The organism is Solirubrobacter phytolaccae (assembly GCF_027587195.1).
In the GTDB taxonomy this organism is placed as follows: Bacteria; Actinomycetota; Thermoleophilia; order Solirubrobacterales; family Solirubrobacteraceae; genus Solirubrobacter; species Solirubrobacter phytolaccae.
Map to the genome: position 1 here is coordinate 37,004 of NZ_JAPDDP010000030.1, position 24,314 is coordinate 61,317.

General features: G+C 72.0%; 20 protein-coding genes. 4 read left to right on the forward strand and 16 right to left on the reverse strand.

Annotation, left to right across the window (positions count from 1 at the left end; genetic code table 11):
- Positions 1-99: 99 nt before the first annotated feature.
- Genes OJ997_RS17340 through OJ997_RS17350 form a run of 3 tightly spaced genes read right to left on the reverse strand, consistent with a single transcriptional unit; the run spans position 100 to position 2,383 of the window.
- Positions 100-1,122 (reverse strand): ABC-2 membrane transporter-related protein, encoded by a 1,023-nt coding sequence (locus OJ997_RS17340; RefSeq protein WP_270026438.1) that lies wholly within the window; start codon positions 1,120-1,122, stop codon positions 100-102.
- On the reverse strand, positions 1,119-1,997 hold the full coding sequence (locus tag OJ997_RS17345) for an ABC transporter ATP-binding protein (RefSeq protein ID WP_270026439.1): 879 nt from the start codon (positions 1,995-1,997) through the stop codon (positions 1,119-1,121). Before OJ997_RS17345 ends, OJ997_RS17340 begins: the two co-directional genes overlap by 4 nt.
- On the reverse strand, positions 1,994-2,383 hold the full coding sequence (locus OJ997_RS17350) for a GntR family transcriptional regulator (protein WP_270026440.1): 390 nt from the start codon (positions 2,381-2,383) through the stop codon (positions 1,994-1,996). The genes OJ997_RS17345 and OJ997_RS17350 overlap by 4 nt, the downstream gene beginning before the upstream one ends.
- A 109-nt stretch (positions 2,384-2,492) precedes the next feature.
- Here OJ997_RS17350 and OJ997_RS17355 point away from each other — a divergent pair, with 109 nt between their 5' ends.
- Positions 2,493-4,328, forward strand: a complete 1,836-nt coding sequence (locus tag OJ997_RS17355) for a M1 family metallopeptidase (protein WP_270026441.1) — start codon at positions 2,493-2,495, stop codon at positions 4,326-4,328.
- Here OJ997_RS17355 and OJ997_RS17360 read toward each other — a convergent pair.
- From OJ997_RS17360 to OJ997_RS17380, 5 genes are read right to left on the reverse strand one after another with little or no spacing between them, the layout of a single operon-like run.
- Positions 4,325-4,693, reverse strand: coding sequence for a hypothetical protein (locus tag OJ997_RS17360; protein ID WP_270026442.1), 369 nt, complete (start codon positions 4,691-4,693; stop codon positions 4,325-4,327). The genes OJ997_RS17355 and OJ997_RS17360 overlap by 4 nt on opposite strands.
- Entirely contained in the window at positions 4,690-5,007 is a 318-nt protein-coding gene (locus tag OJ997_RS17365) for a hypothetical protein (RefSeq protein ID WP_270026443.1), read from the reverse strand. Before OJ997_RS17365 ends, OJ997_RS17360 begins: the two co-directional genes overlap by 4 nt.
- A gap of 23 nt (positions 5,008-5,030) precedes the next feature.
- Entirely contained in the window at positions 5,031-5,537 is a 507-nt protein-coding gene (locus OJ997_RS17370; RefSeq protein ID WP_270026444.1) for a hypothetical protein, read from the reverse strand.
- The gene (locus OJ997_RS17375; RefSeq protein ID WP_270026445.1) at positions 5,534-6,025 is read right to left on the reverse strand and encodes a methylated-DNA--[protein]-cysteine S-methyltransferase; all 492 of its coding nucleotides are present in this window, start codon (positions 6,023-6,025) and stop codon (positions 5,534-5,536) included. The genes OJ997_RS17370 and OJ997_RS17375 overlap by 4 nt, the downstream gene beginning before the upstream one ends.
- Before the next feature lie 14 nt (positions 6,026-6,039).
- The gene (locus OJ997_RS17380) at positions 6,040-7,143 is read right to left on the reverse strand and encodes a carboxylate-amine ligase (protein ID WP_270026446.1); all 1,104 of its coding nucleotides are present in this window, start codon (positions 7,141-7,143) and stop codon (positions 6,040-6,042) included.
- Between the two features lie 72 nt (positions 7,144-7,215).
- On the opposite strand from OJ997_RS17380, the gene OJ997_RS17385 reads away from it, so the two are divergent.
- Positions 7,216-8,349 carry an AI-2E family transporter gene (locus OJ997_RS17385; RefSeq protein WP_270026447.1) on the forward strand — a complete coding sequence of 378 codons (1,134 nt, stop codon included), beginning with the start codon at positions 7,216-7,218 and terminating at the stop codon, positions 8,347-8,349.
- Here OJ997_RS17385 and OJ997_RS17390 read toward each other — a convergent pair.
- Genes OJ997_RS17390 through OJ997_RS17420 form a run of 7 tightly spaced genes read right to left on the reverse strand, consistent with a single transcriptional unit; the run spans position 8,330 to position 17,094 of the window.
- Entirely contained in the window at positions 8,330-9,430 is a 1,101-nt protein-coding gene (locus OJ997_RS17390; RefSeq protein WP_270026448.1) for a hypothetical protein, read from the reverse strand. The genes OJ997_RS17385 and OJ997_RS17390 overlap by 20 nt on opposite strands.
- On the reverse strand, positions 9,427-9,957 hold the full coding sequence (locus tag OJ997_RS17395; RefSeq protein ID WP_270026449.1) for an RNA polymerase sigma factor: 531 nt from the start codon (positions 9,955-9,957) through the stop codon (positions 9,427-9,429). The genes OJ997_RS17390 and OJ997_RS17395 overlap by 4 nt, the downstream gene beginning before the upstream one ends.
- A gap of 37 nt (positions 9,958-9,994) precedes the next feature.
- Positions 9,995-10,975, reverse strand: a complete 981-nt coding sequence (locus OJ997_RS17400) for a DUF4253 domain-containing protein (RefSeq protein ID WP_270026450.1) — start codon at positions 10,973-10,975, stop codon at positions 9,995-9,997.
- A gap of 34 nt (positions 10,976-11,009) precedes the next feature.
- Positions 11,010-12,167 (reverse strand): FAD-binding protein, encoded by a 1,158-nt coding sequence (locus tag OJ997_RS17405; protein ID WP_270026451.1) that lies wholly within the window; start codon positions 12,165-12,167, stop codon positions 11,010-11,012.
- Positions 12,164-14,395: a glycoside hydrolase family 31 protein gene (locus OJ997_RS17410; RefSeq protein WP_270026452.1), complete on the reverse strand. Its 2,232-nt coding sequence runs from the start codon at positions 14,393-14,395 to the stop codon at positions 12,164-12,166. The genes OJ997_RS17405 and OJ997_RS17410 overlap by 4 nt, the downstream gene beginning before the upstream one ends.
- Positions 14,392-16,392, reverse strand: a complete 2,001-nt coding sequence (locus OJ997_RS17415) for an NAD(+) synthase (RefSeq protein WP_270026453.1) — start codon at positions 16,390-16,392, stop codon at positions 14,392-14,394. Before OJ997_RS17415 ends, OJ997_RS17410 begins: the two co-directional genes overlap by 4 nt.
- Entirely contained in the window at positions 16,393-17,094 is a 702-nt protein-coding gene (locus OJ997_RS17420; RefSeq protein ID WP_270026454.1) for a haloacid dehalogenase type II, read from the reverse strand. It lies immediately after the preceding gene.
- A gap of 79 nt (positions 17,095-17,173) precedes the next feature.
- Between OJ997_RS17420 and OJ997_RS17425 the strand changes: the two genes are divergently transcribed.
- Entirely contained in the window at positions 17,174-19,117 is a 1,944-nt protein-coding gene (locus tag OJ997_RS17425) for a hypothetical protein (RefSeq protein ID WP_270026455.1), read from the forward strand.
- Between the two features lie 15 nt (positions 19,118-19,132).
- Positions 19,133-19,858 carry a DUF1932 domain-containing protein gene (locus tag OJ997_RS17430; RefSeq protein ID WP_270026457.1) on the forward strand — a complete coding sequence of 242 codons (726 nt, stop codon included), beginning with the start codon at positions 19,133-19,135 and terminating at the stop codon, positions 19,856-19,858.
- 54 nt (positions 19,859-19,912) lie between these two features.
- Here OJ997_RS17430 and OJ997_RS17435 read toward each other — a convergent pair whose 3' ends face one another.
- Complete coding sequence (locus OJ997_RS17435; RefSeq protein WP_270026458.1) at positions 19,913-24,145, reverse strand: ThuA domain-containing protein; 4,233 nt, start codon at positions 24,143-24,145, stop codon at positions 19,913-19,915.
- Between the last annotated feature and the right edge of the window lie 169 nt (positions 24,146-24,314).

A 24,314-nucleotide genomic window follows, 5' to 3' on the forward strand; every position in this document is an offset into this window, starting at 1 on the left:
CGCCAACCCGACCATGCCGCGCGGAGCCCGAGCGGGCGCCAACCGGAGCCGCGCGAGTGAAACGCAGCTCCCTTCCCCCTCGATGGCCGTTGTTCGTCCCTAAGCCACTCGGCGTCGCACCCAGAAGAACGTCAGGCCCAGCAACGCACCCGAGACCAGCACGAACCCGATCGTCTCCACCGCCTGCAGCGTCCAGTAGCGACCCGCCGGCTGGTACACGACCCGCTGCCGGTACCCGAGATCGGCGAAGCGCTTGAAGCACGCCGGGTCGGCGAGCGGCGCCATCCGCTCCGGGTCCGGCTGCACGCACGAGGCCAGCCACGACGGGTACTCACCGACCGCGTTCCCATCCTTGTCGACCGTCTCGTTGGCGATCATCCAGGCGCCCGGCTGGGCGCTCTGCACGCGGACCTCCTTCACGACGCCGCCGGCCTCGGGCGGGCCGTCGAGGAGGAAGCCGCCGAGGTTCTCACCCGTGACGGTCATGGTCTCGGTCACCGGGCTCAAGTGCGCGCGGATCAGCGGCGGCACGGTCAGCTGGACGGCGGCGAACACGGCCGCGGTGATCGCCATCGCGGGCACGGTGCGGCGCAGGACGGTGCCGAGGAGCACGCCCAGCGTGAACGCGAACGCCGCGTACCCGGCGGGCACGATCCCTCTTGAGGCGTACAGCACCGGAGACATGCGCGGCTGGCCGGCGATGCCCTGGCCGTCGGCGCCGGCGATGAGCGCGTCGTCGATCACGTGCGTCCACCAGGTGAGGACGAGGCCGAGCGCGACGGTCGCGGCCATCGCGGCGCCGCCGATCAGGAGCACCTTGGTCAGCAGCCAGCGGGTGCGGGTCACGCTCTGGTTCCAGACGAGCCGGTGGGTGCCGGCCTCGAGCTCGCGCGCGACGAGCGGGGCGCCCCAGAACATGCCGATGACCGCGGGCAGCAGGAGCATCGCGATCGTCACGAACGTGTAGGCGTTCACGCGCGTCTTGTCGGCCATCAGCAGCTCGACGGCCTGCTGACCGGCGGCGGGCGCGCCGACCACGAGCAGCAGGAGCGCGAGCAGCGCGGCGGCCGCGCCGACGACCGCCGCCGGGAACCGGAACTGGCGCCAGGTGAGCCAGATCATCGGGCCACCTCCAGGGCGCGCGGGGCGGGTTCGGTGCGACGTTCCATGTAGGCCAGGACGATGTCCTCCAGGCTCAGCTGCCCGACGGTCCAGCTCGGATCGGCGATCGGGCCGCTGTACCGCACGACGTAGGTCGACTGCACGTCGGTGTGGCGGGCGGTGACGAGCTCGCCCGGGTGCCCGGCGTCGCGCGGACCGGACAGCCGCACGTGCGAGCTCACGATGTCCTCGAGGTCGCCCGCGAGGCGCACGCGCGAGTCCACGAGCACGACCAGGTAGTCGCACGTGCGCTCGAGGTCCGACACGAGGTGCGAGGACAGGATCACGCTCAGCTCGTGCTCGGCGACCGCCTCCATCAGGTCCTGCAGGAACTCGCGGCGGGCGAGCGGGTCCAGCGACGCGACCGGCTCGTCCAGGATCAGCAGCTCCGGCCGCTTCGCGACGCCGAGGGTGAGCGCGAGCTGCGCGCGCTGGCCGCCGGAGAGCTTGCGGGCCTTCTGGTCGAGCGACAGGCCGAGCCGCGCCACGCGGCGCTCCGCGAGCTCCGTGTCCCACGCCGGGTTCAGCCGCGCGCCGAGCTCCAGGTGCTCGCCGACCGTGAGGTGCGCGTACGTCGGCGTGTCCTGCGCGACGTAGCCGACCTTCGCCAGCTGTGCGGGCGAGGACGCGGGCTCGCCGCCGAGGACCGAGATCGTGCCGGTCGTCGGCGCGAGCATGCCGACCGCGAGGTTGAGCAACGTGCTCTTGCCCGCCCCGTTCGGGCCGACCAGCCCGACGACGCGGCCCGCCGGCACCTCCAGCGTGCAGTCCTCGAGCGCGAACCGCTTGCCGTAGCGCTTGCCCAGCCCATCCGCCCGCAACGCGACCGTGCTCATGCCACGCTCCTCATCTCCGTACGAAAGGTGTCCTGGAAGAGCGCCTCGATGCTCTCCTCGTCGAGGCCGGCGCCGCGGGCCTTGCCGAGCCAGCGGCGCAGATCGGCGCGCAACGGCCCGTGGGCGGCGAGCGTCGTGTCGGCGAGCGTGCGCGTGACGAACGTGCCGACCCCCGGCCGCGCCGCCACGAGCCCTTCGTGCTCGAGCTCGCGATAGGCCTTCAGGACCGTGTTCGGGTTGATGGCGAGCGCGGCCACGACGTCCTTGACCGTCGGGAGCTGCTCCCCCTCGTTCAGCAGGCCCAGGCGCAACGCGTGCCGGACCTGCCGGACGATCTGCTGGTACGGCGAAAGCCCGGAGCCGCCGTCGAGGTGGAACTCAATCATTGTGCTAGCAAGCTAGCACAATAGTTCGCTGTCTTGACGCGCGTGAAATGCTCGCGGCAACGAGGTTCCACGCCTGGAGGGGGTCGGGATGAGTCGGGGGTTGGTGGCTTTGGCTAGACGCCAGAGCGGTTGGGTCGTCGCGGCGGCGTCGCTCGCGGCGGTCGGCGGCATGTGGATCGCGGGGTACGGCGCCGAAGGTGCACCGCCGCCCGCAAAGGTCGCGGCGGTCGCGTCCGCGCCGCCCGGGCCGTGCCTACAAGGCTCGGGTGACCTGGGCGAGACCTACTACCCGGGGATCGGGAACAGCGGCTACGACGTCAGCCACTACGACCTGAACCTCAAGTACGACCCGGCCACCAAGTGGCTGGACGGCAAGGCGACGATCACCGCCTCCGCGACGCAGCACCTGTGCCGCTTCAACCTCGACCTGCGCGGGCTGAAGGTGAACTCGGTCAAGGTCGACGGCGTCAGCGCGACGTTCGTGCGCGACGGCCGTGAGCTGATCATCACGCCGGCCACGCCGCTGCTGCCCTCGACGGGCTTCGCGGTCGAGGTGCTCTACGAGGGCGAGCCCGGCCCCGCGCCGCGCGACCCCGACGGCTTCCTCGACGGCTGGAACTACACCGAGCACGGCGCGTACACGTCGACGCCGCCGCAGGGCGCCGACACCTGGTACCCGAACAACAACACGACCACCGACAAGGCCGCGTTCACCTTCACGGTGACCGTCCCGGCCGACCGCCAGGTGATGTCCAACGGCATCCTGATCTCCAACACGATCAACGAGGCCGCGGGCACGTCGACCTGGGTCTGGGACGCGCCCGACCCGATGGTCACCTACCTCGCGACGCTCCAGATCGGCAAGTACACGATCCAGAAGTACACGACGCCGTCCGGGCTGCCGATCATCAACGGCATCCGCCCGGACCAGCTGACCGCGCAGGCGCAGCAGCGGCTGGACACGATCCCGGCGATCCTGGACTTCTTCGGCTCCAAGTTCGGCCCGTACCCGTTCTCGGCCTCCGGCGCGATCGTCGACCTCGTCAACGCCGGCTACCAGATGGAGCAGCAGACGCGGCCGATCTTCACCAGCGCGAACGGCCTCTCCGCGCTCGCCCACGAGCTCGCCCACCAGTGGTTCGGCGACAGCGTGGCCTGGCGCCGTGCGCGTGACGTCTGGTTGAGCGAGGGCTTCGCGACGTTCGCCGCCTGGATGTGGACCGAGAACACCGGCGGCATCACCGCGCGCCAGGCGTTCCTGAACGCCTGGAACCGCGCCTCGCTCTCGTGGGCGAACACGGTCGTCGACCCGGGCGTCGTCAACCAGTACCAGAACGCCACGGTCTACACCCGCGGCGGCATGACCCTGCAGGCGCTGCGGATGAAGATCGGCGACGACGCGTTCTTCCGCACCCTGCGCGCCTACCACGAGACCTACAAGGGCTCGACAGCCGAGACGCAGGACTTCATCGCGGTCGCCCAGCGCGAGTCCGGCCAGGACCTGCGCGACTTCTTCAAGGTCTGGCTCTACCAGCCGGGCAAGCCGAGCGAGGCCTACTGCTCCTGCCTCACCCCGCCCGCGACGCCGGGCAACGTGAGCGGCACGGTCCCCGCGACGCTGTCGCTCACGCTCGACGGGCCGGCGTCGTTCGCGCCGTTCACGCCCGGCGTGGAGAAGGACTACACCGCGACCACGAAGGCGACCGTGACCTCGAGCGCCGCCGACGCGACGCTGTCGGTCTCCGAGCCCGGCTTCATGACCAACGGCCCGTTCTCGCTGGCGGAGCCGCTGCGGATCGAGCTCTCCAAGTCGGCCTGGACCGGACCGGTCTCCAACGACGAGGTGACCGTCACGGCCAAGCAGCTCGTGAAGGCCAAGGACCCGTTGCGGACCGGCAGCTACTCCAAGACGGTGACGTTCACGCTGAGCACCACGTCGCCCTAGCCGCTGACGGTGCGGCCGGCCACGCCTGGCGTGGCCGGTCGCCGCGGGCGCTCGCGGTACTTGCTGATCCCGATCCCTACGGCGAGCGGGATCGCGAACAGCAGCGAGAACACCAGGCTGAGGATGCCGTAGAAGAGCGGGTCGGCCTCGCCACTGGTGTCGTCGGACACCGCGCCGGTGATGAGCCAGAAGACGCCGAGCCCGACCGGCGCGGCCAGCGCCCACCAGCGCCCGATCAGCGCACCCGCGAGGATCGAGACGGCCACGGCCGCGACCCACGCGACGGCGGAGGTGCTCGCGAGCAGGATCGCGAACACGGCGACGACCCAGGCGATCACTCCGACGATCCGCAGCAGCGTGCTCATCGTGCGGGTGTACCCACTTTCGGCTCTCCAGGTCGCGCCAGACGGGCGAGCTTGCCGAGCCCGATCCCGAGCACGAGCACGATCCCGAAGACGAGCGTGATCGTCCCCACGCCGACCTCGGTCTCGTCGCGCTCGACGACGAAGGCGACGGCCGCGATGCCGATCGGGGCGAGCAGCGCCCACCACCGCGCGATCAGCGCGCCGACGACAAGCGTGAACGCGAGCACGGCGACCCACGTCGCGGTCGACCCGTCGATCAGCGCGACGGCGCCCACCACCGCGACCAGTCCGGCGATCCGCAGCGCTACGGCCATGTCCGGCATCCTGCCCGCTCGGGTCAGCGCGTATGCCAGGTCATCTCGAGCGTGCCGCCCTCGGGGACCTGGTTCCAGCGTGCGGCCGAGTTGCGCAGCTGCCCGCCCATGAGCTCCAGCTGCTCACGCGTGACGGGCACCGCCCAGCGCTCGCCCATGTGCCCGGCGAGGGAGGAGCCGGCGGTGCCGGCCAGCGCGTCGGCGACCGCGCGCACGACGACCTCCGCCTGGCGCAGCGTCTCCCCCGCGGCGTCGGTGATCGCCCACGAGCGCTGCTCGGCGTGCGCCGGCTTCTTGCCGCCGACGTACTCGAGGTTCATGACGAGCCCGCCGGCCGCGATCACGCCCCACAGCCCGCCGCGCAGCGCGAGCGTCTGCTCGACGATCAGGTGCGCGATGTCGTGCGGGACGCGCACGCCGCCGCCGAGCTTGTTGTAGGAGCCGCCCTGGAGCTTCAGGACCGCGCCGTCGGGGCGGGTGAAGATCGAGTGGTAGCGGCCGCGGGGTTCTCTGTGAAAGGCGATGATCAAGCGAAGAGCGACTGCTGGGTGAAACCGGGCGCGCGCTCGATCTCCAGCATCCGCCGCTTCGTGACGATCCCGCCGGGCGCCGAGAAGCCGTGCAGCGCGCCGGTCGATGACAGCACACGGTGGCACGGCACGACGATCGGGAACGGGTTCGAACCCATGGCCCGCCCGACGGCCTGCGCACCGTTCGGCGCGTCCACCGCCCGCGCCAGGTCGCCGTACGTGCACAGCTCGCCCGGCCCGACCTCGCGCAACGCCGCGTAGACACGCGCGTGGAACTCCGGCACTGCCGAGCAGTCCAGCACCACCTCGCGCAGGTCGCGCGGCTCGCCGTCGAACAGCGCGGCGATGGCCTTCACCGCCTCACGCACGAACGCCGGCGGTTCTCCCGCCGGCGCCTCCGACGGCATCCGCGGGAGGTACACGCGAGTGATCCCCGCTTCGCTCCAGCGGAGCCCGCACTCGCCGATCGCCGTCTCGAACCGCAGCACCTACCGAAGGCTACTCAGCCCACCGGCGTCAGCTCACCGCGCGTCGCGCCGACGTTCGCCGTCTCGTTCGCCAGGCGCCGCAGCATCAGCTCCAACCCGCCCTCCTGCGCGTTCATCCGCTGGCGCGCGGCGCCGTTGCCGCGCTCGAGCAGCCGGTGCACGAGCATCAGCTCCTCCCAGCAGCCGAGGTCGGCGGCGTACGCGCTCGCGATCCCGACCGCGTTGTAGGCCACCTCGCGCACGGGCCGGAGCGAGCCGTCGAGCGCGAGCTTCGCGTCCAGGCCGTCGCGGGTCGCGCGGAAGCTCAGCTCGCGCAGCACCTCGGGGCCGGGGACGCGGCTCGGCGGCGAGCTCGCCTCGTGCACCGCCAGGCAGTGGACGAGCGCGACGAGCGCGACCAGGTCCTCGAGCGAGGACTGCGCGTCGAGCGCGCGGATCTCGAGCGTGCCGAGCCGCGGGTGCGGGCGCAGGTCCCACCACAGGTAGGAGTCGTCCGGGCACTCGCCGAGCGCGCGCAGGTCCTCGACCGTGGCCGCGTAGTCGGCATAGTCGGCGAACGCGCGCGGGATGCCGGACCGCGGCAGCGAGTTGCAGATCACCGAGCGCGCGCTCGCGAGGCCGGAGTCTCGCCCGTACCAGTAGGGCGAGTTCGCGCCGAGCGCCTGCAGCAGCGGCACCCACGCGCGCATGCCGTTGGCGGCGCGCACCGCGGTCTCGCCGTCGGGCATGCCGACGTGCACGTGGACGCCGCAGTGCGCGGTCTGGCGCATGAGCGAGCGCAGGGAGTCGCCGATCAGCTCGTAGCGCTCCCCGCCGCGCAGCTCGACGTCCGCGAAGCGCGCGAGCGGGTGCACGCCCGCGCCGACCAGCGGCGTGACCTCGACCAGCTCGGTGCGCAGCGCGCCGAGGATGCCGACCGCCTCGCCGGCGTCGTCGCACACCGGCGTCCGCAGCTCCAGCACGCCGTCCGTCATCTCGCCGGTCACGTGCTCGGGCGCGAGCGCGGCTCGCTCCAGCAGGGTCTCCGTCCCGCCGCACGGCAGCAGCGTGCGGGGGTGGACCGCGATCAGCTCTTCCTCGACCCCGAGGCTGTAACGAGCGGATCCCTTGAAGCTCAATGGCGAAGTCACGGCGGAAGTAATCGGCATGCGCGGCGCCAGCTCTACCCGTGGTTCCGAGATTTCACTCCCGTGGCTTATGCTCCGGCCATCGACGTCTCAGATGAGCGACCGGACGGCGATCCGCTGCCCCAGTGGTACCGGACCGCGGCCGCGGCGAGCTGGCGCTTCCTCGTCATCGTCGCCGCCGCCGGAGCGCTCGTGTACGTCCTCGTGCACCTGCGGATCGTCGTGCTGCCGATCATCCTCGCGCTGCTCATCAGCACGCTGCTGTTGCCGGTGGTGCGCTGGCTGAAAGCCAAAGGCGCGCCGGACGCGCTCGCCGCGGCGGGCGCGCTGCTCGGCGCGCTCCTGCTGATCGTCGCCATCGGCACCGCGATCGCCCCGTCGATCGGCGACCAGTTCGACGAGCTGCGCCCGCGCGCCGAGGACGGCCTGCGCGAGGCGACCGACTACCTCGCCGACCCGCCGTTCAACCTGAGCGAGCGTGACATCCGCGACACCGTGGACGAGGGCCTCGCGCGGCTGCGCGAGAACAGCGGCCCGCTCGCCCGCGGACTGTCCAGCGGCGCGGTGATCCTCGGCGAGGTCCTCACCGGCCTGATCGTCACGATCCTGCTGACGTTCTTCTTCCTGAAGGACGGCGCGCGCATGTGGGGCTACCTGCTGGCCTTCACCGGCAAGCGCAGCCGCGAGCACGCCGACGCGATCGGCACCCGCATCTACGCCGCGCTGTCGGGCTACGTGCGCGGGATCGCGTTCATCGGCCTCGTCGACGCGATCCTGATCGGGCTCGCGCTGCTGATCATCGGCGTTCCGCTGGTCGTGCCGATCATGGTCATCACGTTCTTCGCGGCGTTCGTGCCGCTCATCGGCGCCTTCCTCGCCGGACTGGTCGCGGTGCTGATCGCGCTCGTCTCCGGCGGTCTGCTCGACGCCGCGCTCGTGCTCGGCGCGATCATCCTCGTCCAGCAGGTCGAAGGCCACCTGCTGTACCCGATCCTGATGGGCCGCACGGTCCACCTGCACCCGGCGGTGATCGTGATCGCGCTGGCCGCGGGCGGCATCCTCGGCGGGATCGTCGGCGTCTTCCTCGCCGTGCCGCTCGCGGGCGTGCTGTCCGTCGTGCTCGAGTACGTGCGCGAGGAGCCACCGCCCGAGTCACCACTGGTCGAAGCGTCCGCGGTCAGCGCACCCGAAAGCTGAACGTCCCGGCCGGCTTGAGCGCTCGTGGCGCGCGCACGATCCCGCGGTAGACGCCAGGACACCAGGACGCGTTGCTCAGGTCCCCGAACATCGGCGTGACCGGCATCCGGTACTCGTCCGAGCTCCCGCCGGCGAACTCCCGCACGCGGCGCTTGCCGGCACAGGCGGGGCGCTGGAGCACGACGTAGTAGCCGTGCTCACGCATGCGCAACCGCAGCTCGTACTGGGCGGCGCGCCCGGAGCCGCGGACGCCGACGCGCTCGACGACGCCGCTGTGTCGCGCGCCGAGCGCCGGCGCCGGGGGCGGTGGCACCGTGCCGCCGCCGGTCGGGCGCTCGATCACGCGCACGGACCTGCCGTCCGCGTCCAGCCAGACCGTGCGGCGTTCGTCGACGCGGCCCTCGGGCGCGGTGAAGATCGCGGCGTTGTCGCGCACGGCGGCGACGACCGGGTCACGGTCGCCGTACTCCGTGCGCACGGACGCGACGCCGTCGGGGACGATCCACAGCGACCGGTGGCCGAGCATCCCCCACGCGCGGCCTTCCTTGACGTCCGCGCTCGAGTAACACGCGACGCCGGCCCCGTCGACCGAGTCGAGGTGATAGATGCAGAGCGCGTCGTCGATCGTCCGCTCCACGCGCTTGCGCAACTCCTCCGGGATCTCGCCGGGCAGCCGGTGCTCGTAGCGCTCGACGGGCACCAGCACGACGCCCCGATCCTCCTTCGACTGGGCGAGCAGGCGGATGCTGTCCGTGCGCACGCCCTTCAGGCCCGGGCTGTCGACGAACTTCAGCGCGTAGCGCGTGGCGACGCCGCGGTCGGCCTCGGTCTGCTCGCGCCGGAGCACGCCGAGCAGCGCGAGCTGGTCGGGCGGCGGCGCGTCGGCGGAGATCGCGGGCGCCGGCCCTTCGCCGTCACCGAGCGTCGGCTGCCACACGCCGGTCGCGGCGAGCGCGGGCGGCGTGACGAGCACGACGAGCGCCGCGCACACCGCACCGCGCCGGCGGGCCCTTCGGCGCCGGGCGCGCGAGAGCTCGCGACTGGCCTGGACAAGCCGCTGCTGCAGGGTGTCGAGGCTCATCGTTGCTTCTCCAGGTCGGTCCGCAGTCGGCGCAGCGCGCGGGAGACGCGCTGACGCACCGCGGGCTCGGCCGTGTCCATGTCGCGCGCGATGTCCTCGTACGGCTGCTCGTCCAGCACCCGCGCGCGCAGCGCCGCGCGGTCCGCCGGCGGCAGCGTGCTGAGCGCCGCCTCGACGTCCATGCCCACCGCCTCGAGCTCCTCGTAGTCGGGCTCCACGCGCTCGAGCGCGAGCCGGCGGCGTGCGCTGTCCTCCACGCGCCCGCGCCGGTGCGCGTCGAAGCGCTTGTTCCGCGCGATCGTGAGCAGCCACGGCGCGGCCGTCGCACCGCGCGGCGCGCGCCCGTCGTGGACCGCGATCAGCGCCGCCGCAAACGTCTCGGCGAGCAGGTCGGCGGCGTCCTCCCGCGTGCAGCGCCGCACGAGGTAGGCGAGCACGAGCGCGCGATGGCGGGCGAACAGCTCACCGAAGGCCTCCGCCTCGCCGCGCCGGGTGGCGGCCATGAGCTGCTCGTCGGTTCGGGCCATCTGCCCTACCTAACGCGGTCCCTCCGCGTTTGTGACATCAGTCGGGCCAACCGAAGAACCAGAGCGGGTCGCTCGGCAGCGACGCCTCCTCGTCCGGCGCGACCAGCGACAGCTCGGCCTCCAGACGGCGGGCCTCGGCTCCCCTCGGTCGCCCAGCGGGCGCCAGGGTGGCGATGCCCGGTCCGACCTCGACCAGCATCGCGCCGTAGCGGTCCTCCCACGAGCGCATGACCGCCGTGATCATCGACGGCGGGTGGATCTCGCTCCAGGTGAAGCCGGTCACGGTGAGCGCGTCCGCCGGCCGGTGGACGGGCACCAGTACGAGCACCCTCGGGGACGGGCCGTCGTCTGAGTGGTCAGCCAGCCGGCCGAACGGGTCGAACGCCGCGTCGAGCGCCACACCACGCGCGAGGCGGTCGAGCCGCACCTGCCAAGCCTTCGCGCGTTCGCGCAAGTCGGCCTCGACGTCGATGTCGTCGGCGCGGGCCGGGTTGCCCGGCGTGTAGTAGTTGTCCGGGCCTTCGTCGGCCCAGTTCCAGAGCACCGGCCAAAGGCCCGTGTCGGGGAACTTGGCCGCGAGCCGCCGCGCGAGGTCGATCGCGTCCTTGGCCGGCAAGTCGGTCGCCCAGTAGGCCTCGCACTTGCTGCCCTGCGGCAGCTGAACGCCGGCGACGATCGGCTTGCCGGTCTCCGGCAGCGTCCCGCGCACGCGCGCGAGGAACGGGCCTTCACGCGTCGGCGGGCGGACGGTACGCCGCGTCACCGGCTCCACCGGCTCCCCGGGTTCGGCGCAGCCGGGCTGCGCGACCGGGCTCGGCGTCGGCACTTCAGGCACGCGGTGCCACCCGCGGCAGACCTCCTCGGAGAGCCGCCGGCGCCCTTCCTCGGGGAAGTCGCGCGGGAGCTGCTCGACGGCGGCGCGCAGAGCCGCGCAGTCCCGCGGGTAGAGCTCGTCGTCGCGCCGGTCGAGCATGATCGCCAGCCCCGCGAACGCGACGACCGCGACTGTCAACAGCATCCCCTTCACCGATCAGGGGATCGGCACGCGCCCCTCAGGCTTGAGCGACGAACGCGCCGCGCGGGTCCAGCCGGGCCGCGAGCGTCTCGAAGTCGTCCGCGCGCTCGTAGGTGCCGGGCTTCAGGTGCAGCTTGCCGGGATGCGGGCGCGGGTCGAACGGGGCGAGCGCCGCCTCGATCGCGCGCAGCACGCCGTCGACCGGCACCCGCTCGAGCGTGAAGTGCAGGCCGACCGAGTCGCGCCCGTAGGCCGGGCTCATCCACAGCGCGTCGGCGGCGATCGTGCGGATCTCGCTCACGAGCAGGTGCGGGAGGGTGAGCGCACGGAGCGCCTGGATCGCGGCGACGGCGTGCTCGCGCGGGATCAGGTACTCGGCCTGCACCTCCGCGCCGTGGCTCGGCGTGAAGCCCATCCGGAAGTGCGGCAGCCGGTCCCACCACGGGCCGGGCCGGCCGAGCTGGGCCGTGCAGTTGACGGGGTCGAGCTCGATGATCGGGTGACGCTCGACGGTGGCCGGCGTCGCGTCGTAGAGCGTCTCCGGGAGCGCGTCGCGCCCTTTGAGCCAGACCATGTCGACGTCCTTCCAGCGCGTGAAGACGCTCACGCTGTACGCGGCGGAGAACAGCGCGTCGAAGTGCTCGGACAGCGCTTCCCAGCTCAGGCCTTCGAAGACGCGCTGGGCGACCGCGAACGGCGGTTCGGTGTCGAGCGTCAGGCGGGTGAGCACGCCGAGCCGGCCGAGGTGGACGACCATGCCGTCGAAGTCCGGGTCGCCGCGCCGCGCGGTCACGACCTCGCCGTCGCTCGTCACGAGCTCGAGCGCCCGTACCGCCGTGGCGAGGTTGCCGGTGCCGGACCCGTGCGTGCCGGTTCCGATCGCGCCCGCGACGGAGATGTGCGGGAGCGAGGCGAGGTTGTGCAGCGCCGCCCGGCCCTCCAGGTGCTCCGCCAGCTCGCCGTACGTGAGCCCCGCGTTGAACGACACCGTGTCCCCGTCCAACATCACATCCGCCGGGAGCCCGTCCAGCACGACCTGCTCACCGGCGTCGGCGATCGCGGTGAACGCGTGCCGCGAGCCGAGCGCGCGCAGCGACGGCGCGGCGGCCACGACCGCGCGCAGCTCGTCGAGCGTCGTGGGCCGGTGCAGACGCGCCGCCCGGTACGCGTGGTTGCCGGCCCAGTTCGTCCTCACAGCGTCACGCGCAGTCCGGTGCCGGCGTTCTCGACCGTCTGCCGCGTGCCCTCGCACACGAGCACGAACCGCCGCCGCGCGAACTCGGGGTAGCCGTCACCCGTCACCTCCGCGGACAGCTCGCGCCCGCGCAGCGTGAACGTCGTCCGCAGATGCCCGCCGTCGAACGTGAGCCCGTCGTCCTCGTGCAGGAACGACTCGCCGTCGCCGGGGAACACGCGCAGCTCGAGCTCCTCCGGGTGGTAGCCCGCGGTCGAGGGCGGCGCCTCCGGCCACAGCGGGATGACCGACCCGGCGCGCGCGTACAGCGGGATCCGCTCCATCGGCGTCGCGGCGACGATCCAGCGCCCGCCCTCCAGCCGCTCGCCCGTGTGCCAGTCGTGCCAGTCGCCGGCGGGCAGGTAGACGTGGCGCGCGGTCATCCCCGGCTGCGTGACCGGCGCGACGAGCAGGTCCGGGCCGAGCAGGTACTGGTCGTCGAGGTCGCGCACGGTGACGTCGTCCTGGAAGTCGAACACCAGCGGGCGCTGCACGGGCGCGCCGGTCTCGCACGCGCGCAGGAACGCGGCGTACAGGTACGGCAGCAGCCGGTAGCGGAACCGGATCGCCTCGCGCGCGAGCTCCAGCGTGGCCTCGCCCCACGCCCACGCGTACTGGTCGACGCTGCCCATCATCGAGTGATTGCGGCAGAACGGCGTGAGCGCGCCGTACTGCATCCAGCGCACGAACAGCTCGCCGCTCGAGTCGCCCTGGAAGCCGCCGACGTCCGCGCCCACGAACGGCTGCCCGGACACGCCGAAGCCGTTCGCCATCGGGATGCTCACCCACAGGTGGTCCCAGCGCGCCTGGTTGTCCCCCATCCAGTTCGCGGCGTACCGCTGGATGCCGGCGGACCCCGCACGGCTGAGCACGAACGTCCGCAGCGACGGCATCGCCGAACGCAGCCCTTCCACCGTCCCCATCGCCATCAGCAGCGCGTACTGGTTGTGGAAGCGCTCGTGGCTCTGCGTGCCGTGGTCGAACCGCATCCGGCCGGGCGGGATCGAGCCCGTCGCTGGCTCGTTCATGTCGTTCCAGATGCCCGCGAGCCCTGACTGCACGTGCGCGGCGTTCAACTCGCCCCACCACGCGCGGCCCTCCTCGGTGGCGAAGTCCGGGAACGCGGTGTCGCCCGGCCAGACCTCGCCGACGTAGACGTCGCCGCCCTCGGTCCGGCACAGCACGTCGCGCTCGAGCCCTTCGTCGAACACCGCGTAGCCGGGCTCGTGCTTGACGCCCGGGTCGATGATCGTGATCACCTTGAAGCCGGCGTCGTCGAGCCGCGCCAGCATGCCGGGCGCGTCCGGGAACCGCTCCGTGTTCCAGGTGAAGACGCGGTAGCCGTCCATGTACTCGATGTCGAGCCACAGGGCGTCGCACGGCACGCCGAGCTCGCGGTGGCGCGCGCCCAGCGCCTCGACCGCGTCCTGCATGTAGTCGAACCAGCGGCACTGGTGGTAGCCGAGCGCCCACAGCGGCGGCGGGGCGGCGCGGCCGGTCAGCCACGTGTACGCCTCGAGGATCTCCGGCATCGAAGGCCCCGCGAACACGTACTCCGTGTACTGACCGCCCTCGAAGCGGATCGCGATCTCCTCGCCGAAGTCGTACGCGGCGCGGTAGCCGTTGTCGACGAACGAGCCGCTCATCCGCCCGCCCGTGGCGTGGTGGTAGAAGAACGGGATCGAGACGTAGTACGGGTCGAACTCGATGTCGTCGCCGCCTCCACCGAACTCGGCGGCCGCGGTCGGGTTCAGGATGTCCGTGTTCCAGAGCGTGTACGAGCGCCCGCGCCGGTTCCCCGGGCCACCCTTCTCCCCCAGCCCGTAGATCGCGTCGCCGGGCGCGCACGTGCGGCGCAGCTCGAACGCGTCGTTGAGCGTCGCGTACGCGCGCGTGGTCTCGAGCACGGGCGAGCCATCGGAGCGATGGACGTCGATCCCGAACGGGTCGAGCCGCAGCGTGACGGTCAGCGCGGCGGTGCGCAGCACGTTGCCCTCGACGGTGAACGCGGCACCGCCGTCCGCGATCACGGCGTGCGTCGGCGCGTCGTCGAACACGCCGCCGCGGCTGAGCTTGATCCGCACCACGTCCTCGCGCACCGGCTCGATCCGCAGCTGCTCGCCGTGCAGCGAGGCGAGCAGCCCGCGCTCGGTCACCTCCACCGAGTCCACACGCGTGAAGGCGATCACGGCACGTTCCGGCGCAGCTCCTCGAGCCAGGCGGCACCCGTGGCGTCGCTCGGCGCGCGCCAGTCCCCGCGCGGAGACAGCGAGCCGCCCGAGCCGACCTTCGGCGCGTTCGGGATCGCCGTGCGCTTGAACTGGCTCAGGCGGAAGAAGCGGTCCAGGAAGACCTCGAGCCAGTGCTTGATGTCGGCGCGCGAGTACTTCTCGCCCCACGCGTGCTCGGCCATGAACGCCACCTTGCTCGGCCGGTACCCGAAGCGCAGGATGTAGAACAGGAAGAAGTCCTGCAGCTCGTACGGGCCGACCTTGCTCTCGCTGTCGGCGGTCGGCTTGTCGCCGTCGCCCGGGATCAACTCCGGCGAGATCTCCGTGTCCAGCACGGACTGCAGCACGACGTTGACGTCGTCGCCGAACTGGTGCGTGTCGATCGCCCAGCGCAGCATGAAGCTGATCAGCGTCTTCGGGACGGACGCGTTGACCGCGTAGTGGGACATCTGGTCGCCGACGCCGTACGTGCTCCAGCCCAGCGCCAGCTCGCTCAGGTCACCCGTGCCGATCACGAGCCCGCCCTGGTAGTTCGCCAGCCGGAACAGGTGCGAGGTGCGCTCGCCGGCCTGCACGTTCTCGAACGTGATGTCGTAGACCTTCTCGCCGCGGCTGTACGGGTGCTCGAGGTCGGCGAGCATCTGCTGCGCCGAGGCCGTGATGTCGATCTCCTTGGCCGTGACGCCGAGCGCCTCCATCAGCTTCCAGGCGTTGCCCTTGGTGTGGTCGGAGGTGGCGAACCCCGGCATCGTGTAGGCGAGGATGTTCTCGCGCGGGAGGCCGAGGCGGTCCATCGCGCGGGCGATCACGATCAGCGCGTGCGTGGAGTCCAGCCCGCCGCTGACGCCGATCACCGCCTTCTTGATCCCGGTCGCGCGCAGCCGCTGCTCGAGCCCGTGGACCTGGATGTTGTAGACCTCGTAGCAGCGCTCGTCGCGCGTCTTGGCGTCGGCCGGCACGTACGGGAAGCGCTCGATCGTGCGCTCCAGCGCGAGCTGCTCCGGCCGCGCGCCGAGCTCGAAGCGCACGTGCCGGAAGGCCGCGATCCGCTCACGGTGGTCGTGGATCGAGTCGCCGTAGCTGTTCGTGCTCGAGCGGTCCGACAGCATCCGGTGCAGGTCCAGGTCGGCGAACAGCAGCTGCTCGTCCTCCGCGAAGCGCTCGGCCTCCGCCACGTTGTCGCCGTTCTCGAAGATCATCGCCTGCCCGTCCCAGGCGAGGTCGTTGGTCGACTCGCCCTGACCGGCGGCGGTGTAGATGTAGGACGCGATGCAGCGGCCGGACTGCGCGGCGCACAGCGTGCGGCGGAAGTCGGCCTTGCCGATCGTGATGTTGCTCGCCGACAGGTTGGCGAGGATCGTCGCGCCCGCGAGCGCGCCGAACGTGGACGGCGGCACCGGCACCCACACGTCCTCGCACACCTCTGCGTGGATGGCGAAGCCCACCAGGTCGGACGCCTCGAACACGAGGTCGTTGCCGAACGGCACGGTCTGGCCGAGGATCTCCACGTCGGCGCCGACGAACTCGCGCGCCGCGCGGAACTGGCGCTCCTCGTAGTACTCGCGGTACTCGGGCAGGTAGCTCTTGGGCACCGCGCCGAGGATGCGGCCGCGGTGAATCACGAAGCCCGTGTTGAACAGCCCGCCCTGCGCGCGCAGCGGACCGCCGACGATGATCACCGGCGCGAGCTCCCGGCTCGCCGCGACGATCTCGCCCAGCGCGAGCTCCACCGCGTCGTTGAGCGCGTCCTGCTGGAGCAGGTCGTCGATCGCGTAGCCGGACAGGCCGAGCTCGGGGAACACGACGAGCGCGGCGTGACGCTCGGCCGCCCGGCGGATCAGCCCGAGGGTGCGCTCGCCGTTGAACGTCGGATCGGCGGGCTTGAGGTGCGGGACCGCCGCGGCCACGCGCGCGAACCCGTGCGTGTAGAGGGACTCGTACGCCACAGCGCTCATCTACGCCGTGGCCAGCTCTGCGAAACGCTCGAGGGTCGGCACGGTCAGATCGGGCACGGCCGCGGCCGGCGGGGTCGCGCCGCCGCCGTCCCTGCCGGCGCGACGGTCGATCCACACGGTCGTCATCCCGAGCGCCTTCGCGGGCACGTGGTCGTGGAACAGCGACTGCGCGACGTGCAGGATCCGGTCCCGCGGCACGTCGATGCGCGCGAACGCGAACTCGAAGTTCTCCAGGCGCGGCTTGTAGCCCTCCGCCTGCTGCGCGGTGATCACGTAGTCGAACTCGACGCCCAGCTTCGCGTTGGACGCCGCGAACAGGTCGTCGTCGCAGTTGGTGATCACGCCGAGCTTGAACCGCTCCTTGAGCTGGGCGAGCGCGGCCGCGCTGTCGTCGAACGCCGGCCAGTCGCTGACCGAGCCGCCGAACGTCTCCTGCTCCTCCACGGTCGGCTCGAACCCGATGTCCTTGCCGATGCCGCGCAGCGCGCCCGCCAGCACCTCGCGATAGCGCAGGTACGGACCCGCTTCCAACGCCGCCTCGTGATGCGCGAACAGCTCGAGCAGCTGCTCGTCGTCGCGGGAGGCGCCATGGGCTCCGAGGACCGGCCGGAGCGCGGCGAGGATGCCGCTCTCCCAGTCGATCATCGTCCCGTAGCAATCGAAGGTGAGTGCGTCGAAGGCACCGAAGTCCAGGTCGGCCACGCGCTCCATCCAATCACGTCGCCCGCTCGGCAGATGGCCGACTTGCGTGGCGGCGCGTTCAACCTACCTTGAGCGACCGATGCTCGCCGCCCTTGCCGCCTCCACCCTCGCGCTCACGCCGGCGTTCGGCGAGGCGCCGCTGCGGCCGCTGCCGAGCGACGTCGCGCCGTACTGCGTCCACGCCACCGGGGTCCCGGGCGAGGTCGCGATCGAGTCCGAGACCGGGGCGCGCTTCCTCGAGGCGACGCGGACCGGGTACCGCGTGCGCGGCGACGTGGACCTCGGCGGCAAAGGCTGCCCGGAGACGGCGGCGCGTCGCAGCGGCGCGGGCGTGGCCGCGAAGGTGGTCGACCGGCGGCTGCTGGTGGCGGTCCGCGACCCCGGCGGAGGCTGGAGCCCGCCGGCGCAGGTCGCCGGGGTCGATCCGCTCGCCGACCCCTTCACCGACACGAAGACGTGGAACATCGAGGACGTCCTGGTGGCCGTCGCCGAGTCGGGCGACGCGATCGTGGGCTGGACGGAGCACGAGCCGCGCGAGGACGTGCGCCGGTTCCGGGTCGCCCGCCGCGCCCCGGGCGGCGCGTTCGGCGCCGTCGAGACGATCGGCTCGCCGCAGGCGCAGGAGGGCGAGCTGGCGGTCGGCGTGGCCTCGACGGGTGAGGCGTTCGCGTTGACCGCCACCGTGGAGGCGCCGCGGCCACCGTTGCGCATGCCTGTCCGCGTCGCGCTCGCGCCCCGGGGCGGCGGCTTCGCGGCGCCGGTCGGCGTCGGCGTGGTCCCGTGGCGCTCGCACCCCTCGCTCGCGGTGGCCGACGACGGTCGCGCCCTGGTCACGTTGCCGGACGGCGGGGCGCTGCTCGTCGCCGAGCGCGAGCCCGGCGCGGGCTTCGGCGCACCCGTGTCCGTCGGCCGCACGGACGACGCGGTCGGCGTGCGCACGCGGGTGGCGCTCGGGGCCGCGGGTGAAGCCGCGGTCGCGTGGATCGGCACCGACGAGGACGGCGTCGGCATCGCGACGCGCCGCGCGCCCGGGGCGTTCACGCCGCTCGTCCCGGTCGTGGCGCCCGTGAAGCTGACCGGCGATCCGTTCTACCGCTCCGAGCTCTACGCGTGGTACACGGACGACTCGCCGTTCTACGGCCAGAACGCCGAGCGGCTCGCGCTGACCGGCGACGGGCACGCGCTGCTCGGCGGCGCGCGGATGGCGGACGTGGACCGAGTGTCCCGCACGAGCGCCACGCTGGCGAAGCTCCCGCTCGGAGGCGATCGCGTGGAGACCGACGTGTTCGGCGGAGTCATGGGCCTCGCCGCGTCGGTGAACCCGATCCAGCTCGCCGACGGCACGCCCGCACTGGCCTGGGGCGAGCGACTGGAGCAGGAGGGCACGCTCCGGCTCGCCGCGCCCGGCGCCACCGCTCCCGCCGACCCGCCGCCGCCCGCCGTCACCGTCGGCCGCCCCGCCGATCGCGAGCTGCGCGCGAACGAGCGGCTCGTGCTCCCGGTGCGCTGCGGCGGACCGTGCGAGCTGCACGCGCAGGTCGTCAATGACTCGCGCGCGTACGCGCGACTCCGGCTCCCTCGCGGCGGCAAGGGCCGCCTGCGCTTCTACATCGGCGGCACGCCGATCGCGCCGAAGCGCCTCGGCCCGGTGCGCATCCGCCTCACCTACGGCCGCCCGGACGCGCAGACCCCGCGCGTAAAGACGCTCACGCTCCGGCTCGTCCGCGCGCCCGAGCCGCCGCCCGCGCGTCCCCACCGCGTGGAGGCGCTGCAGGCCGTCCGTCGCAACGGGACGATCCAGGTCAGCTGGCGCGTGCGCCGCCCCGGCGACCTCGCGCTGTTCTTCGTGACCGGCGCCGCCACGCGCGAGTGGAGCGGCGAGCCGCTCGCGATCGCCGGCGACTACGCGCTGGACGGCCCCAAGCGCGCATATCGCGTCACCCTCAGGCCCGCCGACCGCGTGCGCTGGGTGACGCTCCGCGACGCCGTTCACAGGACCCGCACCACGATCCCCGTGCGCTGACGTATCGTCCGGCACATGAAGCGCGTCGGCATCCTGCACCCCGGCGCGATGGGCGCCGCCATCGGGGGCGCGCTCCTCAGCGCCGGCCACGAGGTCCTCTGGGACGCCCGCGGGCGCTCGGAGGCGACCGCCGCCCGCGCCGCCCGCTTCACCGACGCGGGCGCGGACCTGTTCACGCGCAGCGAGGTCGTGCTCTCGATCTGCCCGCCCGACCGCGCGCTGGACGTCGCCGCGAGCGCCGCCGGCTTCGGCGGCGTGTACGTGGACGCGAACGCGATCGCGCCCGCCACCGCGGCGCGGATCGCGCTCGAGCACTACGTCGACGGCGGGATCGTCGGCTCCCCCGCCGCCCCGCGCCTGTACCTGAGCGGCGCCCGCGCGGCCGAGGTCGCCGCGCTGTTCGCCGGCACGACCGTCGACGCCCGCGTGCTCGAAGGGGATCCCTACTCGGCCTCGGCGCTGAAGATGCTCTACGCGGCCTGGACGAAGGGCACCGCGGCGCTGCTGCTCGCGATCGAGGCCGCCGCGGGCGAGTTCGGCGTGGCGCCGGAGCTGCACGCGGAGTGGGCCGACTCGCAGCCCGACCTGGCCGGGCGCCTCGAACGCGCGCAGTCCGCCGCGGACACCAAGGGCTGGCGCTGGGCCGGGGAGATGCGCGAGATCGCGGCGACGTTCGGCGCGGCCGGGCTGCCGCCCGGGTTCCACACGGCCGCCGCCGAGGTCTACGAGCGCGACCGCTGAAACGGCGAAGCCGCCGCGACCCCGAGGGGCCGCGGCGGCCTCATGCCTGCTCGCCTACGGTGTCGTCGTCGACAACGTGAAGGTGAGCGTCTTGCTGTAGGACCCCGTACGCAGCGGGTCGTTGGCGCCGATGACCTGCTTGAACGTGACCGGCACCTTCTCGTTCGCGGTCGGTGCGGTCCACGTCTTCACCACGCCCAGGCCCTGCAGCGGCTGGGCCAACGCGAACGCGCCGTTGACCAGCTTGCCGGTGTTCGTCGGGCTCGGGTCGGCGACCGTCAGGGTCGCGTCGCCGGCGCTCGAGATGACCGTGGCGTCGGTGGTGGCCGTGTACTCCCTGGCCACGCCCGGCGTGAACGTGCCGAACGTCGCCGGCGCGCCGAGCGACAACGCCAGGGTCGCCGGCACCGTGCCGCCGACCGTGCCGTCGACCGGCGGGGCCTTCACGACCGTGATGCCCTCACCCTCGAACTGGACCCAGTTGAGGTTCATGACGTTCGAGCTGCGGAACGTCAGGTAGAGCTGGTTCGTGCCCGTGACGCTGAGCGGGAACGACTTGCTCTCCCACTTGCCCTCGGCCGCGGTCGGCGAGCCGGTGGCGGTGAGCTGGAACGAGCCGACCACCGGGCCGGTGTTCGAGCCGGTGCGCAGGTCCACGATCCCGAGGTTCGTGCCCGGCACCCGCGGGACGCCGCCCTGAGCGGGCAGGTCCGCGTAGCGGAACGTGATCGCGTTGATCCCCGTGAGGTTGAACGGACCGTTGAGGCGGATGAACTCCGGCGGGGTGCCGAGGCTCGACATGTGCAGGCCGGCGCCCACGTCGTCGGTGGCCGTCGGCAGGATGCCGTTGGTCAACGTGGCGTGCTCGACCTCCTGCTTGCGCTGGCGGATCTTGACCTGGCCGACGACGGTGATGCCGGGGACGGCACCGTTGCCGCGGTCGGTGTAGGTCGCGTTGATCACGCCGAACACGTTGCCGCCGTGGGCGACGTCCTCCTCGATCGTGGAGAGGTAGCCGGAGCAGCCCAGCTTCTCCTCCTCGCCGTGGCCGTGCTCGTCGTGGCCGAGCACGAACTCGACCTCGACGTCGTCGCAGTCGATGAGCTTGTCCTCTTCGTCGGTGACCTCGACCACGTACGGGATCCGGTCGCCGAACGCGAACGTGCCGCCCTCGATCGGGGTCTTGATCGTCACGGTCGGAGCGTTGTTGCCGGCCGTGATGATCGTGCTCGTCGACGTGCGCTTGCCCGAGGAGTCGATCACCGTCAGCACGACGGTGTAAGCGCCGGCCGTGGTGAACGTGTGGGTCGGGTTGGCTTCCTCGGAGATCGGGGAGCCGTCGCCGAAGTTCCACTCGTAGCGGATCGAGTCGCCCGGGTCCGAGTCGCCGGAGCCCGCGCTGGAGAAGTTCACCGTCAGCGGCACGCTGCCGGAGATCTTGTCCGTGGTCAGCACGGCCTTCGGCGCGCGCTCGCCCTTCACGTACTCCCACTTGTACATGCCGGCGTCGAAGTTGGCCGTGAAGAAGCCATTGCCGTACGTCAGCAGGTAGAACGCGCCGTCCTTGCCGAACGCCATGTCCATCGGGTGGTCGCACTCGAACATCGGCGGGTTCAACGCGTTGACCTCGCCGCAGGTGGTCATGAACCCGTTGACCTTCTGGATGCGGTTCTGGTCGTCCAGCTTCATCTCACGCAGCTGGTTGATCTGGAACTCGCCCAGGATCACCGAGTTGTCGTAGTACGGCGGGAACTTGTTCGGGTTCGGGTTCGCCGGGTTGTACTCGTACTTCGACATGCCGTGCGGGCCGACGCCGCCCCCGTAGAGCTCGGGGAACAGGCGCGCGCACTCGGTGGTCGAGCCGGGGGCGTTCGGCCCCGGCGTCAGTTCCGTCGACGCCTGGCACGGCGTGCCCAGCGGCGAGGCCGCGTTGTCGCTGTAGGAGTACCAGACGTCCGGGTCGGTGACCGGCGGCAGGTTCTCCAGGCCGGGCTCCACCGACGGGCCGCCCTGGAGGTTCCACCACGAGTCGTTCGTCTGCGACGCGGCGCCGCAGTCGAACTTCTTCGCGCCCGACAGCGGGATGCGGCCCGGCGTGGTGCTGTTGTCCGGGAACTCGCTGTACTCCCACTCCCAGTAGCCGAGCTTGCTCGAGTAGCAGGTCGGCCAGCCGTAGTTGGACGGCTTGCGCAGGATCTCGTAGCGACCGACGCCGGCCGGGCCACGGCCACGCACGGGGGTGCGGCCGTCCGGCGAGTAGTCGGACACGTAGATCACGTCGTCGGAGTCGACGTCGACACGGAACGGGTTGCGGAAGCCCATCGAGTGGACCTCCGGGCGGGTCTTGGCCTGCGGCGCGCCGGCCACGAGCGGGAACAGGTTCCCGGCCGGGATCGTGTACGCGCCACCGGAGCCGTAGTCGGCCTTGTTGCCGTCGGCGGCCGCGAAGTCGCCCTCCTTGACCTTGATCTTGATGATCTTGCCGCGGAGGTCGTTCGTGTTGCCGGCCGACCGGCGGGCGTCCGCGATCGGGGCGAGGAACCAGCCACCCTCGACCGTGGTCGAGGTGTTGACCGTCGTGCCGCCGGTGAGGCCGGAGCCGTCGATCGTCAGCTGCGGCTGGTTCTTCTGCGCGCGGGCGCGGCGGAAGAACACGTTGATCGGCGTCGTGTTGATCGTGTTCGCCTGCTGCTGCGTCGGCAGCGGGCTGGTCTGGATCTCGTTGGCCTCGATGTTCGACAGGGCCTCGAGCGCGGCGTCGATGACCGGGCCGGTCGCGTTCCAGGCGATCGGCGCGGTCGTCTGGCCGTCGAACGTCAGCGTGAACGTGCCGGCCGTCGCGCCGGTGGCGCGCACGACCTGCTGCTCGTCGGCGTACTGGTCGTTGTGCACGCCCCAGCCGCCGCCGCCCACGCCACTGGCCTCGTTGTCGTCGCCGGTGCCCATGATCAGGTTGTTCTGGGAGTCGAAGACGATGTCGCCGCCGATGTGGCAGCACATGCCGCGGTTCTGCGCGACGCGCAGGATCTGCTGCTCGGAGTTGAAGTCGAGCCGCTCGACGCCGTTGGCGTCCGTGACGAGCTTGAAGCGCGAGAGCTGGTTGTAGCCCACCCACGGGTCCCACGCCGTCAGCGACGCCTGCGGCGCGTTGGCGCCCGGAGCGGTCGGGATCGGCGTCGTCTGCGTGACGGTCTGCCCGGTCGAGAGCTTGACGTTCTCGACGGTCAGCGGCGCGTAGTACAGGTACACCCACTTGTTCTGGGCGAAGTTGTTGTCCACGGCCGGGCCGTACAGGCCGTCCTCGGACACGGTGTAGAGCCGGAACTTGGCCGGCGTGGAGGCGGCCTGGAAGTCGGCGATGGTCTTGGTCGTGCCGCTGGTCGGGTCGTGCATGCGGACCTGGCCCGAGCGCAGCGTCTGGATGATGCGGCCGTCGTCGAGGCGGTGGAAGCCGATCGGCTCACCGACGTTCGGCGGGGCGGCGATCTTCGTCTGCTGGTAGTTCGTCAGCACGGTGGCGCCGCAGTCGCTGTACTCGGGGTCGGCCTGACCCGCGGCCCAGCCGATGGCGCCCTTCAGGTGCTTGTTCAGGTCGGCGTCGAACGCGGCGGCGGTCGTGCCGAGGCCGGTGTAGAACGAGCGACCGGAGTTGAGGTCCTTGCACCACGAGATCGGGTGGTCGGCGCCCATGGTGCCGCCGGCGATGCCGTCGAGCACGTTGCCCTGCGGCTGCGGGCCGAACGGATCCTCCACGACGGAGGCCAGCACGTGCGACTGGCCGCGCACGTTGGCGGCGAAGTTGTACCAGGCCTCGGAGCGGTCCCAGTAGTGCCCGAGGTTCTTGGTCGCGTCGTGGACGCGGTCGATGACCTTGACGGTGGCGCTCTGCGCCGCCGTGCGGCCGGACGAGCGGGTGCCGAGCAGCTCGGTCAGGAACGGCCAGGACGAGTCGGTCTCGATCGCGGAGCCGATGCCGACGAAGCCGCCGCCCTTCTTGTAGTACGCCTCGAAGGCGCTGCGCTGCGTGTCGTTGAGCGGGCTCGCCTGGCCCGTGTTCAGGAACACGACCGCGCGGTAGGCGTCCAGGCCGGCCGCGGTGAACTTGGCTCCGACGTCGGCCGGAGCGGGCGCCTCGACGACGCCGTCGGCGCCGACGGCGGACGTGATCGCGCTGATGCCGGCCGTGGAGACCTCATCGGCGGTGCTGGTCACGACCAGCACCTTGTACGGCTCGACCGCCTGCTCCTTGGCAGACGCGGTCGCGGGAATGGCCAAGGCCAGGCTCATCAGAGCCACGCCCCAACTTCTTCTCCCCATCTCTCCTCCTATGTATGTGGGCGACCCTTCGCCGCGCGCGCTCGCCCTCCCGAGTCTCGTCGCGCGGGGTACGGCTCACTCGGACCATCTGCCGACTGCTGGACAGAAGTCATGGTCCTTACGGCGAATCCTCTCCACA

What these genes read in the sequence shown, in the direction of transcription:
- OJ997_RS17340 (WP_270026438.1), bottom strand. Translation starts at nt 1,122, where the DNA reads ATGATCTGGCTCACCTGGCGCCAGTTCCGGTTCCCGGCGGCGGTCGTC.
- OJ997_RS17345 (WP_270026439.1), bottom strand. Translation starts at nt 1,997, where the DNA reads ATGAGCACGGTCGCGTTGCGGGCGGATGGGCTGGGCAAGCGCTACGGC.
- OJ997_RS17350 (WP_270026440.1), bottom strand. Translation starts at nt 2,383, where the DNA reads ATGATTGAGTTCCACCTCGACGGCGGCTCCGGGCTTTCGCCGTACCAG.
- OJ997_RS17360 (WP_270026442.1), bottom strand. Translation starts at nt 4,693, where the DNA reads ATGAGCACGCTGCTGCGGATCGTCGGAGTGATCGCCTGGGTCGTCGCC.
- OJ997_RS17365 (WP_270026443.1), bottom strand. Translation starts at nt 5,007, where the DNA reads ATGGCCGTAGCGCTGCGGATCGCCGGACTGGTCGCGGTGGTGGGCGCC.
- OJ997_RS17390 (WP_270026448.1), bottom strand. Translation starts at nt 9,430, where the DNA reads ATGAGCCTCGACACCCTGCAGCAGCGGCTTGTCCAGGCCAGTCGCGAG.
- OJ997_RS17395 (WP_270026449.1), bottom strand. Translation starts at nt 9,957, where the DNA reads ATGGCCCGAACCGACGAGCAGCTCATGGCCGCCACCCGGCGCGGCGAG.
- OJ997_RS17400 (WP_270026450.1), bottom strand. Translation starts at nt 10,975, where the DNA reads ATGCTGTTGACAGTCGCGGTCGTCGCGTTCGCGGGGCTGGCGATCATG.
- OJ997_RS17415 (WP_270026453.1), bottom strand. Translation starts at nt 16,392, where the DNA reads ATGAGCGCTGTGGCGTACGAGTCCCTCTACACGCACGGGTTCGCGCGC.
- OJ997_RS17425 (WP_270026455.1), top strand. Translation starts at nt 17,174, where the DNA reads ATGCTCGCCGCCCTTGCCGCCTCCACCCTCGCGCTCACGCCGGCGTTC.
- OJ997_RS17430 (WP_270026457.1), top strand. Translation starts at nt 19,133, where the DNA reads ATGAAGCGCGTCGGCATCCTGCACCCCGGCGCGATGGGCGCCGCCATC.
- OJ997_RS17435 (WP_270026458.1), bottom strand. Translation starts at nt 24,145, where the DNA reads ATGAGCCTGGCCTTGGCCATTCCCGCGACCGCGTCTGCCAAGGAGCAG.